Origin of the sequence: Pseudomonas sp. R1-43-08 (assembly GCF_003852255.1) — a bacterium.
Lineage (GTDB): Bacteria > Pseudomonadota > Gammaproteobacteria > Pseudomonadales > Pseudomonadaceae > Aquipseudomonas.
The window spans coordinates 203,931-221,317 of sequence record NZ_CP027734.1 but is presented as its reverse complement, the minus strand read 5'-3'; the positions used below and the strand labels follow the sequence as shown (position 1 = coordinate 221,317).

The window sequence follows — 17,387 nt, the reverse complement described above, 5'->3', positions numbered from 1 at the left end:
CGCCCGCCCCCACCATCTCAACTCAGCAAACCATATACAAAATAAGAAAATTCATCACATAATCTTCTAACACTCATATCCGAAGAATCCACTTCGACTATAGACCAGCTGTGGCTTGTATCGAAGCCGAAGCATCGGCCCTGCATATCATCTCCGAAAAATTGAATATCCCGAAAATCGTTCGCAGCACCTGCATCAAAAATCTCTTCAGCCTCTAAAAAACCGCTGTAAAGCATGATACCTGCATAGGCAATTTCTCCAGCTCCATACTCTTTTAAGAATGCCAAGTAATCTTCGGGAACATTTTGAAAATTTTCTTTGATAGCACGTAAAACTGCATCATCCACAGCATCTAACCCATCCAACAAATGCTCATCCTTCTTCTCTCTCATCAAAACTTCAAAGTTCTCCATCACAGCCTCTCTATTTTTTATCTAAGAAAATTTCTCGCGCTACGCTTCCGGCGCGATGGATTCCACCTTGGTGCTGATCCGGAAATCTTGCAGGGTGCATATTCCACCATTCATTAGGCCCCCCAAAGCTGTTTTCAATAATATGATGCGCATCGAAAGGTTGACCCGCCTTTCGTGACACTGTAAGGCCATTTTTAGCAATAACGTCCTCAGTATAGCGCGGCCACATTTGGCCTGTATTGGCCTCCCACTGACTGATTAAATCATTCTTCACTTTATTGAACTGCTTCCTATTAATGTCAGACAATTCCGGAGAAAGCTTGGTAAATTCTTGCTCGCGCAAAATGTTGGCGAGGTTAGCACGTTGTTCATCTGTCACTTTAAATCCGGTCTGCGCTTCGAGATCTTTAAGATAACGACGAGCCTGACTCGACAGTTCGGTGAACCCTTTCGCACCTTGGGCTAAAAGCTCACCCGACTCCTCCGTCGCCAACTTTCTTTTCGCCAAGGCAGCAGCAACGATCTCTGAAATCTTCGCGCCTATGCGTACACCAGTGAGAGAAAGCAACGTATCGTCAATCACCGTGACCGGTTCTGCCGATTTCCTGGCTAATACCAACAGCCTCGACATCGCGTCTTTTGAAGCCAGCTCGTTGGTAGAGACGTTAATGATTTCTGTCGCATGAGCATCTGCCTGCTCCCGACCGTATTGAGCCCATTTGTCAGTCAAGCGCAATTCGCCATAAAGGCCGGCGCCCGTACCATTAAACAAGCTTGTGTCTACAAACTGCTCTTTGGTCGAATTAAAAGCATAAACCGCAGAGCCATTGGCGATAATTGCAGTGCCGTCTTTCCACGTTAATGGAATCTTCTGGTCCGCCAATTCTTGAATCGCGCCTTTGGCAATCGCCAAATCACGTTCAAGCCAATCCCGCGTCGGATCGCTGCCCCAGTTTTTTTCCAGTGCATCTAAACGGGCGTTTTCTACGGCATCGACCTTTGATCCTGCTGCCATACGTAGCAAGTCTTCCCACAAGGCATCCGACTTTGGCTTGCCCTGTGTTTTCTCTAGCTCTTCGGCTTTCTTCTTGAGAATTGGCACCTCTTGGGTCAGGTGAAGTTGGCGATTGAATACTTCGACGCCGTAACCTGTCCCACTCCCGACAGCCGCGCCGCCGATGCCATTCCCGGCGCCTGCTCCAGCGCCGATCCCGGTCGCAACCAACGCGGCGATGTTGTCCTGGCTGGCCTCAGATAATTTGCTGTTTTCCAGCGCCTTTGCAATCGAGGGCATCAACGCAGCAGAAGCACCGGCCCCCAACGCGCCACTTTCCACGCTGCCGCTGGACAACCCCATGGCGGCACCTGCCAACGCATGCAACATGACGCGTGCTGCTCCACCTTCTGCCCATGCAGCTCGGGTGGCCGCGTCCGATTTCGGGTTCAGGGATTGCGCCTCGGCGTAATCACCCACTCGCTTGAAGATCTCGCTAGACGCTGTATTGGCGACGATACCGACTGTCGTACCGACGGGCGCGCCACCTAGGCCCGCGGCGATCAGTCCCGTCGCGATATCCGCCATCATTTTCTTGTCGCCGCCGAACTGCCAGCGCTTGGCTTCCGAATAAGCCAGATCGGCGGCACGGGCGGTATCAGCAGCACCAGGCGCACCTGCGTCTGCTTGTTCCTTCGCCGCCTGCCCAAGCTTCTTGGCCTCATCCGCCTTCGCCCTGCCCACCGCACTGATCACCCCACTGGCCAACTGCGCCGAGCTTTGGATCAGGTCAATACGCTCTTGCATGGCCTTTTCATCAGGCCGGTCGAGCTTCTGATTGGCATTGGCAGTGTCGCGGTTCAACCCCACCAAATCATTGGTGCCTTCGGCATTGCGAACCACAATCGTGCCTTCGCTGACCGCGCTACGGGTGTAGCTATGGTCTTTCTCCTTGAGTGCTATCGGGATGCTGCCGCCCATAGACGCACCGCTGGTACTGCTGGAAGACACCGAAATACCGGCAGACTGGCTTTTGATTTCGCTGACATTCTTGATATCGCTGACAATCAGGCGGTCAGTGCTTAGGCGGTTCTTATCAGCTGACGCCTCACTGGCAATCACCGCGCCTTGCAGGGTGGTGGTCCTGCCGACATTGATGTCGTAGCCGCCTGTACCCGCATACAAACCGCTCTGATCGGTCACGCCCTTGTAGTCGCTGTTCATATTCGCGGCGGCAAGGTTCGCCGAGCCCGCGACGGTGGCACCGTAGCAGAACGGCGGGATGCAAATACTCGCGCCGAAGCCCGCGCTGCTCTGTTTGCTGCGCGACGACTCGATGTCCTGGAGGGAGATGATATTGAGGTTGCCGCCAATATCTGCCTTGATACGGTCCGCGCGGACCTGGGCGCCTTTCAGAGTGGTATCGCCGCCGCTTTGCAACAACAGGCTGCCGGTATCGAGGGTGCTGTTGACCTGAGTGACGGAGTTACCATTGCCATTGTTCTTGGCACCCTGCGCTCCGAGGTCGAGGGTGAAGCCGTTTTGCTCGCCAATATTGAAGCTGGCGCCAATGGCGGTTTTATTTTTCGACCCTTCGTTTTTGCGGTCGGTGGTGTTCTGTGCGCTTTGCATCAACACATCGTTTTTGGCTAACAACAAGGTGTTGGCGGCTTTCAAGCTGCTGCCGGTGATCTGGATATCACCCTGAGTACCCACCGCTGCGCCCGTGGCAACGATCGACAAGTCTTGCCCTGCGTTGAGCGTGCTCTGCTTGGCGGTGACGCTGTTGAATTCGCTGCTGTTCTTGCTGCGGTTATTGGCCAGTTCGGTGCCGATCTTGATCAGCGAACCGTTGCCGGGCGTGCCGCCGGTTTTGTTTTTGAAGCCGGAGCTTTGCGCATTGGCGTCGGAAGCCTGGCCGTTCAGGTTGTAGGCGGCGAGGGCAGCCTGGGCGATTTTGACTGCCTTGAGGCGTGGGTCATCAGCACTGCGGGCCGCTTTGACGGCGTCGCGCATGCTGGTGGCGGTGTCCACTACCGAGCCCGCGATCACGCGCCCAACGGCCAAGCTCTTGGAGCTGTCCTTACTGGTCTGATTGGCAGTCTCCACACCCGAGGTGACGGTGACATTGGCACCACTCAACTCCATGTTCTTGGTGCTCACCAGATCACTGGCCACCACCTTCAACTCACGCCCCGCTGTCAGCGACACATTGCCCGCACTCGAACCAATAGTGCTGCCGGTCAAGGTCATTTCATTGGCCGTGCCATTGTGCTTCGAGCTGTTGATGTACAGCTTCTGGTTGCCGGTCATGTCGTCCAGACCGAGCTTGTTGCCGGTCAGCACGCCGGTGAGGTCGCGATTTTTTTCCTTGTGCATGTCGGTGCGGGCGAAGGTGTTCTGCGCCGCATCGATGGTCAGGTCGCGGCCGGCCTGGACGGCGAGGTCGCCGGTGCTGACCAGGGACGAGCCGGTGACCGTGGCATCGCGTTTGGCGGCGATGGTGACGGTTTCGCCGGAGACCATGCTGCCCAGGGCGGTGGTGCGTTTTTCGTCGACTTTGTCCTGAACCTTGCTCGACTTCAGGCCGCCCCAGCTGCTTTTGCTTTCCTTGCGTTCGTGACGGGCGCTGTCTGAGTTAGTGGCGGCCAGGATGTTCACGTCCTGACCAGCGACCAGTTGCGTGGCGCCTTTATCGGCGGTGACGGCGCTGCCGGCCAGCAACAGGTTTGCACCCGCCACGACGGTGCTGTTGGTGCCCGCGCTGACCAAGCTGCCGACATTGTTGATGGCAGAAGTCTCATCCAGGCGGAATTTTTTCCCGGACGAGGTCTTCTTGGTTTTGCTGTAGAAACTGTAGTCCTGATTTTCAGCCGCCTTGAGGGCTAGGTCATTGCCCGCGACCAGGTAGGCTTCTTTGCCCGCATCCACTTGACTGGCTATCAGTTGCAGGTTCTGCCCGGCGCTCAGGGTGGCGTCACCGCCTGCCTTGAGCACAGTCGATACCTGCTGAACATGATCCTCTTGACTGGTGACCTTCTTGGAATTAAACGCCGAATGCTGTTCATTCGCCGCCGAAGCCAGGTTCAAATTGCCCTTGGCCACCATCGCCAGATCACGCGTTGCATTCAACTGGCTGCCGATGGCGCTGATGTCCCGTGCCGCCACAATCTGGAAGTCCCGCCCGGCTTCTACCACCGTGCCGTACTGGGTCGCGCTGCTGTTACGTGAGTAGGTGCTGACGATATTGGCGTTACGCTGTTCGGCGGTGGCCAGGTTCACGTCACGCCCGGCTTGCAGGCGCGTGTCGGCGCCGCTCTTGAGTACACCGCCGGTGCTGTTGACGTCGCGACCGGCTTGCAGGGTCAGGCTGTTGGCGGCCTCGATGCGCGCGGCGTTGTCGACGAAGTCGGTGCGTTCGGTGCGGTAGCCGCTGCTGCTCTGGTGGCTGGTGACGCTGCGCTCATTGAGGACATCGCCGCTGATCGCGCCCACGCTGACATCGCGTCCGGCAATGATGCCGCCGGCGCGGTTGGTCAGGCTGTTGCCGGCGAGCAGGTCGAGACGGTTGCCGGCCTGGGTCAGGCCGCTGTTGACCATGTTGCGCCCGGCGCTGGCTGCGAGGTTGTTGGTGGCGCGCAGGGTGCCGACGTTGTTGAGGTCTGCGCCGCTTACCAGACTCAGATCGCTGCCGGTGATCAACGCGCCATTGGGCGCCAGGCGGTTGTTGGCCTGGGCCAGGTAGAGCACGGGCACCAGCACTTGCTGGCCGGCGACGGTGGCGTTTTCCATCCACACGATGTCGTGGGTCAGGGCCGCCACTTGTTCGGCGGTGAGGCTTACACCTACCGACAGGTTGAGCGCCTGACGGCTGCCGATGGCGTTGTCCATCAGGTACTTGAACATCGCCGTGTCACTGGTTTGGCCGTCGATGAAGCGCTGGCCGGTGCGGGCAATGACCGCCTGCTGGATCAGGCGTTGTTCATAGAGGCCGTCACCCAGGCGTTTTTGCGCCTGGTCGGGGTCGTAGCCGAGCTTGGACAGCAGGTAATCGGAACTGAGGAACTGCCTGAGGTTGGTCAGCTGCGGGTTGGTTTCGATCAGGTATTTCTGTGGGTTGGAGACGAACTGGCTGTCCGGCAGGCCTTGCACGCGATTGATAGTTACACCATCGGCCGAGGTGCCGGTGCCGGGTACGACCGGCCCGGAAACCGGGGCCCGGTCTACGTTGCCGCCGCCCAGGGTCCAGCCTTGCGGGCCGGTACTGGCCGGCGCGCTGGCGCTTTGGCCGCTGAGGCGGAACAGGCCGCCCTGCCCGCTGGGCAAGGTAAAGCCGGGCAAGCTCAGCGGGTTGATCTGCTGCTGGGCCAGATCCGGGGGCAATTGCGCGTTGAGGGTGACGCGGGTCGAGTAACCGTCCGCGCCACTGGCGCCGGTCGCGCCGGTGGTGGTTTTTGCACCCGCCCCGATGTAGGTGTAACCCAGGCGCACCACGCTGTTGTCGATACCGGCTTGCGCCTTGACGTCCACCGCGCCGGCAGCCTGAATCACGGCGGCGTAACGCTGATCATCGCTGGCGATTTTGGTGACTTTGCCGAACTGAGTGCGCTCGCTCTCCATCATGCCAATGAAGTTGGCCACGGTTGCTTCCAGGCCGCCAAGGTCATTGGGCGTGTAGCCAGGGCTTAGATACCAATACTTATTGGTCAGTGCGCGAGCGGCGTTGAACCAGCTACTTGGATGCTCGGTGCGTCTTGATGTAAAGAGCCGATAGGTCTCGGTCTCGCCGGTTTCGATCCCCGTGTTGACGAGGTTGTTCAGGCGCGCCGTGAAGTTGCCGCCGGCTGCAATCGAACTGCTGCTGTTGAGCAGGTCGCCCCCGGCCAGGGTCATGTTACCGCCCGAAGTGATGCTCGAACCGGCACTGGCCGCGGTCACCTCCAGTTTGTCGCGGGTCACCACTTCCCACACGTAGTTACGCCCCGTGCCACCAGCATGGCAGTCACCGGCGTTGACATACTCGATGCATGTGCCTTCAGTGGCGGAGGCGGTGTATACGCCAGCATCATTGACGGTCAGTACCGCACGTTCATTTTTGATCGTGGCGGCGGTAAGGCTCAGGTCACCGTCACTCTGCATGCTCGAAGAGCTGTTGATAATGCTGTCAGCCAACCCACCCTTGCCGTCGCGATCGACGCTTAGGTTGCCCATGCTGTAGATGTCGCCGTAGCTGTTGTTCAGCGACGCCACGCGCAGGCTCATGTCAGCGCCGCTGAAGATCAGGCCGTGGTCGTTGAGCAACGCGCCAGTGGTGACCGTGAGCGCTTGCCCGCTGCCAAGCGTGGCGTAGTTGTCGAGCGCGCCCGCGTCGATCAGCAGGTCAGTGGCCGAGGTCAGACGACCGTGGTTGTTCAGGGTGCCGCTGATGGTTGCGCGGGTCACCCCGCCGCCGGCGATGCTGGCGGTGTCGCTCAAGTTCGCCTGGGCGGCAGTGAGGTTCAATTTGCCCAGGCTGCTGATGCGCCCGGTGCTGTTCAACGCGCCGCTTAACGTAAGGTCGAGGTCGCCGTCGCTGGCGATCAGGCCGTTGGTGGACCAGTTGCCGCCGCTGCCGATAAAGCGCCGGGCGCCGAGCAATTGGCCGGTTGTTGTCTGGTCGAGCGTGTTGACGTTGACCGTCAGTTGCCCGGCCTGGATCACGCTGCTGTTGGTCCAGTTGTCCCGGGTGATGGTCAGGTCGCCCCGCGTCACCAGGCTGCCGCCGACGTCATTGAGGTTGGCGGGGGCAATACCGAAGTTGCCGGTGCCCACGTGCAGCACACTACCGCCAAGGTTTTGCAGGCTGCCGGCGTCCAGTGTCAGGTTGGTGTTGGCGGTTTCCAGCACGCCGTTGCGGTTGTCGAACACGCCACCGATGGCGAACTCAGTCGTGCCGTCGGGGCCCAGGGCACGCAGGCGTCCGGTCTGGTTGTCGAGGCTGGCGGCGTGCACCTTGAGGGTGGAGTCACTTTCGATGATGCCCAGGCGGTTGTTCAGCGCGCCGCTCAGGTCAAGGTCGATCTGTTGGGCGGCTATCTGGCCATCGTTGTCGCCGCTGTTATCGAAATCGTGCCCAACCACGCGCATCAGGCCTTTGGCATAAAGCCCGCCGTTGCGGTTATCGAAATTGCCGGTGGTGACTAGGCCGTTGCCACCCTGCGCAGAAATGCGTCCGCCATAGTTGTCCACGGCGCCGGCTTGCAGGTCCAGGGTTTGGCCCTGCATCACGCCACCCTGGCGATTGTTGTTGAGGTCGTAGCCGTTGCGCAGCACGCCGACGACTCGGGTCTGGAGCAGGGCCTTGAGGCTGGCGAGGGTGCCGCCACGGTTGTCGAGGCTGGCGGCTTTGATGTTCAGGTCGCCGGTCTGGGCGATCAATTTGCCGCTTTGGTTGTCGACAGCGTCGACCACGTCGAGGGTCAGACCGTTCTGGCTTTGCACGGCGCCTTTGCCGTTGTCCAGCCGGTTGGCGCTGAGCTTGAGGTCAGCGTTCTGGCTGTAGATCAGGCCATCGCTGCCGTTCTGCACCAGGCCGCTGGCGGTGATGCTCAGGCGATCATTGGCGGCCAGTGTGCCGCGATTACGGTTATCCAGGCCGCCGGTCAGCAGCGTCAACAGGCCTTGGCTGGCGAGCTGCCCGCCCTGGTTGTTGATCTGCGCCGCGCGGTTGATCAACAGCGAGCCGCCGCTGGCCAATTTGCCGTTGGTATTGGTCAGGGTCGCCAGCAGGTCCAGGCTGGTGTCGGTGCCGCCGCTGATGCTGCCGGCGCTGTTGTCCAGGTTCCGCGCGGTCAGGTCCAGGGCCGTGCCGCTGTCGATGGTGCCACCGTTGGCGTTGTTCAGCAGGCCGGTGACCTTGAGGTTTTGTTCGGTGGCGCTGGAAAGCACGCCCTTGTCGCTGTTATCCAACTCGGCGGCGCTGACCGTGAGCGCCTTTTGGCTTACCAACGCACCCGCGCCGCTGTTGAGCAGGCTGCCGGTGAGTGTGGCATTGAGAGCGCCGTAACGGCTCGACAGAGTGCCGCTGTTGCGGTTGTCCAGGCTTGCGGCAGTGGCGTTCAGGCCTTGCCAGCCGGACATCAACCCGTTTTGGTTGATCAGCGTGTCGGCGTTGAGCACCAGCAGGTTATTGCTGATCAGCTTGCCCGCGCTGTTGTCGAGGGTGCGTCCACCGAGGTTCAGGGTTTGCGCGCTGGAGAGTTCACCGCCCTGGTTATTCAAGTCGCGCAGGTGATCGATGCTCAGGTTGCCGGCGGTGGTGATCAGGCCACCAGAGTTATTCAGATCGCCGGTGGCACTGCCGAAGTCCACGGCAATCGCGCTGCCCAGCAACGAGCCGCCCTGGTTATCCAGGCTCGCGATATTGATGCTCAGAAGGTTGGCCGCGTTGATCAGGCCCTGGGCCCGGTTGGTCAATGGGCCACTCACGTTGAGCACGGTGTCGCCACGGCTGGTGAGGGTACCGCCGCTGTTGTCCAGGCTGGCGGCGCGTGCATCCACCGCAGCGGCGGCAATCATGCCCTTGACGTTCGCCAGGGCCTGGCCGATGCGCAGGGTCAGGGCAGTATTGCCGAGCACTTTACCGCCGCTGTTGTCGAGGTTGTCGGCAGTGAGCGTGAATGCCTGGCTGCTGGAAATCTCGCCGCCCTGGTTATTCACATCCTTGAGGTTGTTGAGCACCAACAGCGGGCCGTTGATCAGCCCGCCCTGGTTGTTGAATTGGCCCCGATTGAGTTCGAGGGTCAGGCCGGTGGCGCTGGTCACCTGGCCGCCTTGCTGGTTGTTCAGGCCGCGGGTGTCGATACGCAGCGCATCACGTGCGCTGAGGGTGCCTTGCTGGCTGTTGTCGACGCTTGCGCTGGTCAGGGTCAGAGTGCCATCGGTCACCAGGCGCCCGCCCTGGTTGTCCACCGCGTCACGGGCGCCGATGGTCAGCGGGCCAGCGCTTGAGAGCGCGCCACCACGGTTGACCAAGGTGCCCGCGGTCACGGTGAGCAGCCCTTCGCTGCTGATCAGGCCCTGGTTGCGGTTGAGCAATTGATCGACGTTCAGATTCAAGCCGCTGCCGGCCACTACCAGGCCGCCATCGCTGTTATCCAACTGCGTGCCGTTTACCGCCACGCCCGCACGGCTGGACAGCTCGCCGTTGCGGTTGTCGATGTTGACGACGTCGATCTGCACGCCGCCGGTGCTGGCGACCAGGCCTTTCTGGCGGTTGTCCAGGCGATTACCGGTGAGGTGAAGGACGCCCTGGCTGGTGACCAGCCCGTTCTGGTTGTCGAGCGTGCCGGCGCTGAGGCTCAACGCCTTGCCTGCGGTGACCAGGCCCGCGACGTTGTCCAAGGTGGTCACCGTCAGGGTGGCCGTGTCCAGGCTGGAGATTTCGCCGCCGGTATTTTGCACCGCGCCCACGTTGGCGGTCAGTGGCCCATTGCTGGTGACCAATCCGCCCTGGCCGTTCTGCAGTTCGCTGGCGCTGACCTCCAGCGCGGCGTTGCTGAGGACTCGTCCCTTGTTGCGGTTATCGAGCGCAGCCGCCGTGACGCTGGTGTGTTGCCGGGCGCTGAGGGTGCCGCCCTGGTTGTTCAAGGCTTGGGCATCAACGGTCAACGCACGACTGGCGATGACGCTGGTGCCGGTGTTGTTGAGGGTCGTGGCGCGCAGGCTCACATCACCCGCCGTGTTACGGGTGTTATCGGCGTTGACGCCGGCTTCGATGACGTCGCTGTTGGTCAGCGTGCCGCCGCTGGACAGCGCGATGCGGTCACGTGCGGCGAGGCTTTTGCGGTTGATGAGATCGCCTTGGGCTTGCACGTCCAGCGCTTTACCGGCGTAGACCTTGTCGGTTAGATCGACATTATGCGCCGTGACCTTAACGTTGCCGGTGGCAGCCGCCTGCGCCATGCTCAAGCGCCCATTGGCATCGAGCTGGATATCCCCACCACTGGCCGCCAACGTGCCGTCGAGCTTCACGCCCACACCGGCCTCGGTGCCCACCAGCTTGATCGCGCCGGCATACATGCCGCCCAGGGCCGAGGAGTCAATCGCCAGCTCCGGCTTGGCACTGCCGTCGTCAGCGCGTGGCGTGGCGTTCAGGCTTTGCGCATCGACGTCGTTGCGCCCGGCGATCACGTTGAGTTCGCGGGCGTTGATCTGCGCGTTGATCTTGGCCGAGCGGGTGATGATGTCGAAACGGTCGACGTTGCTGGCGTTCAGGCCTTCGCCGTCGATGGTTACGGCGCCGCCGTCGACCTGGTAGCTTTTCAACTGGCCGGTCGGGTCGATGATGGGTTTGCCGGTGGTCAGGGTCACGTTAGGGGTGTTGATAAAGCCGCAGCCGCTGCAGGTGATCCCGTAGGGGTTGGCGACGATGACCTTGGCCGACTGCCCCGCCACTTCGGTGTAGCCGCGCAACTGGCTGGCGCTGCCGCCGTTGACTTCGTTGAGGATGACGCTGGCCGCGCCGCCCTTGAGGTTGGGATTGCCGACGATGTAGCCGCCCAGCTGGGTGTTGACCAGGGTGCCGGTGGCGTTGTTGAGGATCACGCCGTTGGGGCCGACGTTGTACTGCTGGAACTGGTTATGGGACAAGCCTGCGCCATTGGGCGTGGCGATGTTCACCACCGGCACGCCATTGCCCGCCGCACCCACGGTGGTACCCGGCGCGCTGACCACGATGCCCTCGGCCTGGGCCAACAGCGGCTGCCAGAACAGCGCGTTGGCGAGGATCAACGCCAGCCCGCGCTTGGGCAGGCCGAAGAACGCGTTGCGCGGCTTCAGGGCGGCAGAAGGTTGGCGGGCCAGGAAGGCGAATTGGCGGACGTCCATTGTCAGGTTCTCATTGCAGCGGGGCGTTGAATTACAGGAAAAAATCCATGCGGAAGTAGATCGGCGCTTCGCGCTCGGTCACGACCCCAGGTCTTTCTAACGAATGGGCAAAGGTCACGCTGGTGCTGACGTTTTTACCGCGGGCGAACAGTTCCAGGGAGTTGCTGGAGACCCGCCCATGCAGGTTGTCGTTGTAGCGGTCGTTGCTGATCACGCCCTGGTCGTAGCCGACGCTGGCGCCGTATTCGAAGAAGGCCGGGCGCATCCAGTCGAGGGTCACCGGGCGCGCCCAGCGCACTTCGTTGCGCCAGTAGCCGCCGCTGTCGCCGGTCAGCAACTGGTCCTTGAAGCCACGCACCGAGGCCGAGCCACCGAGGCTCATGCGTTGCGGGCTGAACAGGATGTCTTCACTGCGTTGGCCGGTGGCCAGGCTGGAAAAACTGAAGGACTCGCCCCACAGGCTGAACGGTTGCAGGTAGCTGACGGTGGCGGTGTATTTGCGGTAGCGCGAATTCGGCTGGCGCCGGCCGAACTCGCCGCGCTCTTCCTGCGATTGGGCGTCGAGCAGGCCGATGCCGTTTTGCATGCCCAGGTCGAGGTTGACGAAGGCGCTGCCAATACGGCGGCCGTGGTTGATGCCCAGTTGCAGTTCGCTGAGGCGGTTGCTGCTGGGCGCGGTGCGCACGTCGAGGAGGTAGTTGTTGGTGCGCAGGTGCGCCAGGCCGACGTTGACCGAGGTCTTGCTCACGTCATCGCGGTGAATCACCCGCTCGGCGCGCAGTTGGTGGTTCTGGTTGTCGCCGTCCTGCTTGTACTTGGCGTTATCGACGAACAGGTAGGTGCGGTAGTCGCTCTCGTTGTAGCTGTAGCTGAAGTTCCACCAGCCCCACGGCACGTTGTAGTAGAGCAGGGTGTTTTTCGAGGTTTTCTGATGGTCGCTGATGGCGTCGTGGCCGCCGCGCAGCATCAACTGGTCGCCGAGGCCGAGCGGGCTGTCCCACTCAAGGCCGGCGCCCCATTGCTGTTCGCCGGTGCTTTTCTGGCCGTCGTTATTGCGCGACAGGCTGGCGCGCCAGGGCTTTTGCGCGGTGTTCTTGACCACCACGTCGCTGCCGCCGACCTGGCTGCCGGGGGTCAGTTCCATCTGCGCCTGTTTGGATGGCAGGCGGTTGAGCTGGTCCACCAGTTGCTCGATTTCGCGCAGGTTCAGCGCCTCGCCGACCTTGCCGGGAAAGGCCATGGCCAACTCGCGCTCGGTTACCGTGCTGCCTTCGGCGCTTTTCAGCGCCTCGAGCTTGCCTTCTACCACCAGCACTTGCAGGTGGCCGCTGGAGAGATCCTGCTGCGGCAGGTAGGCACGGCTGGTGACGCGGCCTTTGCCGAGGTAGTAGTCGGTGATGGCCTTGAGCAATTCGTTGAGCTGGGACACGCCCAGGCACTGGCCGATGTAGGGCTTGAGCAGGCGCGCGCGGTCGGAGGCCGGCAGGCTGTCGGCGCCTTTGAGTTCGATGTCCAGGATCGGAAAGCAGCGCGTGTCGGCGGGGGTGGCCGGGGCTTCGGGCTTGGTTGCCTTGCCGGGCAGGTCCTGGAGTTCCTGCAGACGCCGCTGCTGCTCTTCGAGCAGGCGGTTCTGACGGTCGCGGATCAGGTCCTGGTCACCGGGGGTGGGGGCGGCGAATGCGCTGTTCAGGCCCAGGCAGGTGAGCAAGGCAGTGCATAGAAGAAACCGAGTCCGTGGCATTAACAGAGGCATGTTCGATCCGTCGAAAATCAAGGGCCGGCAAACTAACATCGAACTTCCAGCAGTCCAAGAAGCTGGGCTGTTGGGTGTTCAAGAGTGCCAGACACTTAATGTATTGATTAGTAACAAAATTTAATTATCTAACAGCGTTAAGGCCGACTGCTGGAACGTTTAATCCGACCGGCGGCAGCTGTTTCGATGAGAATTCGACTGAGCAGCCGTTGATCGCCATTATTTAGCCATCAGGTGTCGTCGCTAGGTTAGTACCGGGGATTGGAGGAAAGTTCGCGGGGGTTTTGTGAATCCGATCCCATTTATCGGAATTTCGAGAACAGGGATTGAACCGCTGCGCCTAGGTGATCGTTCCCATGCTCCGCGTGGGAATGCAGCCCCGTGACGCTCCGCGTCACCTGTGTGAGCGGTTGGCGGGACGCGGAGCGTCCGAGGAGGCATTCCCACGCGGGAGCGTGGGAATGATCTTTAGACCGCTATCGTGGGCAAGCCCCCTCCCACATTGGGTATTCACAGCATTGAAGAGCCTAGCCAATGCCCTTGTCTTTTTCCGAGCCGGGCACCAGGGCCAGGCCGGGGCGTTCGACGTCGCGGGACACGTGGGACTTCACTTCTCCCACGCCACCCTCTTCATCGTTGTGGATCACCAGCACGCCAGGCCGGCGCAGTTGCTCCAGGTCGCCCGCGCCGAGGTTGAAACTTTCACTCAAGTGCTGGTCGCTGAGCGCATTCGTCTGGGCGCGACGCTGGGCGAATTTTCGGCCTTTGCGCTGCTGGTAGCGTGCCCAGGTGACCAGGATCACGGCGTTGAACAGGGCGATCCACAGGTAGATCTGCAAGGTGTTGAGCGCGGCGAAGATCGGCGCTTCCACGCGTGGGCCGCCGTGGGTTTCGAGCATGGCGCTCATGCCCCGGGCCAGCAGCCAGACCAGGCCGCCCCAGGCCAGCAGGGTGAGCAACACATCGATGATCCACATCACCAGGTGCTGGCGGGTTCTGACCAGTTTCATCGTCACGCCTCCTCTTGGGCAGGTTTGATACCACGGTCCGGGCTGACCCAGCGGGCGCGTTTCTGGTGCTGGTTGAACAACACCCTGGGAAAGCTGACCAGCGTGGTGAACAGGCTCACCAGCCAGAACACCATCGGGTACCACACGGTCCAGAACAGGGTTTTCCACAGGTCTTTTTCATAGCGCCGGTCGATCAGAATGCTCACCGCGAACTGCAGCAGGCACACCATCGCCAGCACCAGCCCGGTAAACGCCGGTGGCACCAGGGAGACGACGGTAATCGCCTGCGGCAACACCATGAATTTACCCAGGCCCCAGAAAAACACCGAGAGCAGGAAGGTGAACGCCCAGCCGGTGGACAGGCAATACTCAAACAGCAGCGGCCACAGGTAGCGATGGCGCCATTGCCAGATGCCACGGATATTCTTGAACAGCACTTCAGCGCCGCCCTGGGCCCAGCGCAGGCGTTGTCTCCACAGGCCGCCGACGGTTTCGGGCATGAGGATCCAGCACAGCGCGCGCGGCTCATAGAAGATCGCCCAGTGGTCGAGCTGCAGCTTCCAACTGACGTCGATGTCCTCGGTGATCATGTCGGTGCTCCAGTAATCGATGCGGTTCAGCGCCTTTTTACGGAACGCCACCACCACACCCGATACCGTGAAGATCCGCCCGAACACGCGCTGGGTACGCTTGATCAGGCCGATGATCGAGGAGAACTCGCCCACTTGTACCCGGCCGATCAGGGTCGAGCGGGTGCGTATACGCGGGTTGCCGGTTACGGCGCCCAGGCGCGGGTTGTCGAGCATCTGCGCAACCATATAGGCCGCCGCGTTTTTGTCGAGCAATGCATCGCCATCGATGCACACCAGGTATTCGCTGCGCGCGGCCACCGCCCCCATGCGCAGGGCGACGGCCTTGCCCTGGTTCTGCGCCAGGTGCAGCACACGCAGGCGTGGGTGTTGCAGCGCCAGCGCGTCGAGTACGGCGGCGGTGTTGTCGCTGGAGCCGTCGTTGACCGCGATCACTTCGATGTTCGGATACACCTGGGCCAATGCGGCGGCCATGGTGTCGGCGACGTTATCCCCTTCGTTGTAGCAAGGGATGATGATCGAGATCAGCGGGTTGCCAGCCAGGGTCGGCGCCGGGGTGTCTTCCTTCCACGGCCAGTGGCGCTCCCAGTGCAGCCAGAAGTACAGGCCGCCAGCGATCCACAGCGCAGACATGAACAACGGGTAGAAAAACACGAAGTCCATCAGGAACTGCCCGGTGACCAGGAAGATCAGGCCCAGGGGCACGCCCAGTACCAACGCCAACACGAATAAAGCCAGGATTCTGTCGAACATGATCAAGGGTTCCACTGGTTGGAAAGGGCCGGGCGTACGGTCTTCAGGTCCGGCGAGTTTTCCAGGAAGTTGTCCGGGTAGTAGCCAAAGCTCTTGACCCCCTGGCGTTTGAGCACACCCATCCATTCGGCCATTTGCACAGCGTTGATATCGGGTGCTTGCTGGGTGCGCCAATCCTTGGCTTGCAGTTCGAACACGGTGCGCTCCAGCGCACCGGGGCGGGCCTTGACGGTGGCGACCAGTTTTTCCAGCCAGGCGTTGGAGTTTTCCAGCGACTGGCCTTCCATCAGCGGCATGGCCATCGGCGCGGTCCAGTCGTAAGCCTGCAGGAAGTCATCGAGGTTCTGCGCGAACCAGGCTTCGCTGGCCGGGTTGAGCATCGGCTCGGCGAAGATGTTGCGCGCGGTCAGCACCTGCGGCCCGGCGATGGCGCGCACCTTGGTGGTCAGCTCCTGGGTGAAATCGATCAGGTAGCGGCTTTTGAAGCGGGTCCAGCGTTGCAGCGTTGCCGGGTCTGCGCGCAAGGCCGCGATGCTGCCCGGCAAGCCATTGGCCGCATAAGCCTTGAGCGCGGCGGGGCTGGCGTCTTCGAAGTCCGAGAGCACGGCGTCGTCGTGGTACAGCACACCGTCGATGGCGCTGTTGCGGGCGAGGTCTTCGTAGATCTCGCCGATGATTTTGCGCACCTGCGGGTCGAACGGCGACAGGCGTTTGTACTGATCAGGATCGGCGCCCAGCTTGCCGCTTTGCGGGTCCCAGCGAGTCACGCGGGGCAGCTTGGGGTCGAGGGCGAAACTGAGCACCGGCATCCACGCATACACCGCAGCATGGGCGCGGGTGTGCAGTTGCCAGGCGACGCGGTTGAACAAGTCGGCGCGCACCGGCAGATGACGGTTGGGGAAATACAGCGAATGCACCAGGCCGTCACCCTTGGGGTCGGCGAAGGCCTGCAGGAATACCGTGCCGACGCCCATGTCCACTACCCGCTGGACCAGTACGTCGAGATTGCGCGCCTGCTGGGCCGGGTCGGGGTCGTAGACGTTGTCCAGGTCCACGTGCAATACGCGCAGCGGCGCCGGGGTCTGCGCCGCGACGATGCTGTTGGCGAAGTGCTCACCGTCCGGGTCGGAGGCCACCAGGAAGCGTGGGCTGTTCATCAGGTTGCCGGGGCTGTCGAGGCCGTCTTCCAGGGTCAGGGCCATCTGGTAGCCCTGCTCGCTGACCACCGCCAGGGACGTGCCTTTGGCCGCGCCGTACGGCCACACCCACACCCGTGGCGCCTTGCCGGTCACGCTGCGGATTTTCTGCGTGATGGCCGCCACATCGGCCCGCATCCGCGCCTGGAACTGCGCTTGGGTTTCATAGCGCTGGGTCGCCGGGTCGTAGCGCAGCGAGGTCGCCGCCGGCTCCAGGTTACCCTGGGGGTTGGCCAGAATCCCGGTGTGGCTGGCGTCGGTGTGCGCGGCGATTTCCACCAGGCCCGACTGGGACACTTCACGAATCTGCTGCCAGGTGAGGAATTCGCCACGCGGTCGCGGTGAGCCGGCGAAGTCCACCGGCTTGTCCAGTGGCGTATCGATCCAGTAGCCCACCGGCGCCAGCACGGCCGGCCAGTGGTAGGCGCGCAGAATCGGCATCACGCGGGTGTAGAAGCTCGTATAACCGTCGTCGAAGCTGAGCATCACGGCCTTGGGCGGCAGCTCAGGGCCGCCGTTGCGCGCCGCCAGGATCTGGTCGACGCTGACCGCCTGATAGCCATTCTCCCGCAGCCACGACAGTTGCTCGATCAAGCGTTCGGTACGCACCGCCACCACCGTCTGGTCGGGGTCGCGATCATTGACGTCGTGGTAGGCAATGCCCAGGAAATGGTTTTTCGGCCAAGGCGCTTCGTTCGGCGCTGTTGGCCGCTGCGCGGGTGGGGTGTAGGGCGCGGGTTGCTGGGCGCAGGCGGCGGCCAGCATTACACCCAGGACCAACAAACAACGGCTGAGGACGGTCATGGTCAGG

General features: G+C 61.7%; 6 protein-coding genes. All 6 read right to left on the bottom strand.

Annotation, left to right across the window (positions count from 1 at the left end):
* Positions 1 to 17: 17 nt before the first annotated feature.
* The 6 genes from C4J87_RS00845 to pgaB all read right to left on the bottom strand — a co-directional run bounded on the left by C4J87_RS00845 (position 18) and on the right by pgaB (position 17,380).
* Positions 18 to 413 (bottom strand): SMI1/KNR4 family protein, encoded by a 396-nt coding sequence (locus C4J87_RS00845; RefSeq protein ID WP_124365354.1) that lies wholly within the window; start codon positions 411 to 413, stop codon positions 18 to 20.
* Between the two features lie 10 nt (positions 414 to 423).
* On the bottom strand, positions 424 to 11,274 hold the full coding sequence (locus tag C4J87_RS00840) for a hemagglutinin repeat-containing protein (protein WP_124365353.1): 10,851 nt from the start codon (positions 11,272 to 11,274) through the stop codon (positions 424 to 426).
* 31 nt (positions 11,275 to 11,305) lie between these two features.
* Positions 11,306 to 13,027: a ShlB/FhaC/HecB family hemolysin secretion/activation protein gene (locus C4J87_RS00835; protein WP_124365352.1), complete on the bottom strand. Its 1,722-nt coding sequence runs from the start codon at positions 13,025 to 13,027 to the stop codon at positions 11,306 to 11,308.
* Between the two features lie 527 nt (positions 13,028 to 13,554).
* On the bottom strand, positions 13,555 to 14,037 hold the full coding sequence (gene pgaD / locus C4J87_RS00830) for a poly-beta-1,6-N-acetyl-D-glucosamine biosynthesis protein PgaD (RefSeq protein WP_124365351.1): 483 nt from the start codon (positions 14,035 to 14,037) through the stop codon (positions 13,555 to 13,557).
* A gap of 2 nt (positions 14,038 to 14,039) precedes the next feature.
* Positions 14,040 to 15,380 carry a poly-beta-1,6-N-acetyl-D-glucosamine synthase gene (gene pgaC, locus C4J87_RS00825; RefSeq protein WP_124365350.1) on the bottom strand — a complete coding sequence of 447 codons (1,341 nt, stop codon included), beginning with the start codon at positions 15,378 to 15,380 and terminating at the stop codon, positions 14,040 to 14,042.
* Between the two features lie 2 nt (positions 15,381 to 15,382).
* Positions 15,383 to 17,380: a poly-beta-1,6-N-acetyl-D-glucosamine N-deacetylase PgaB gene (gene pgaB / locus C4J87_RS00820; RefSeq protein ID WP_124365349.1), complete on the bottom strand. Its 1,998-nt coding sequence runs from the start codon at positions 17,378 to 17,380 to the stop codon at positions 15,383 to 15,385.
* Between the last annotated feature and the right edge of the window lie 7 nt (positions 17,381 to 17,387).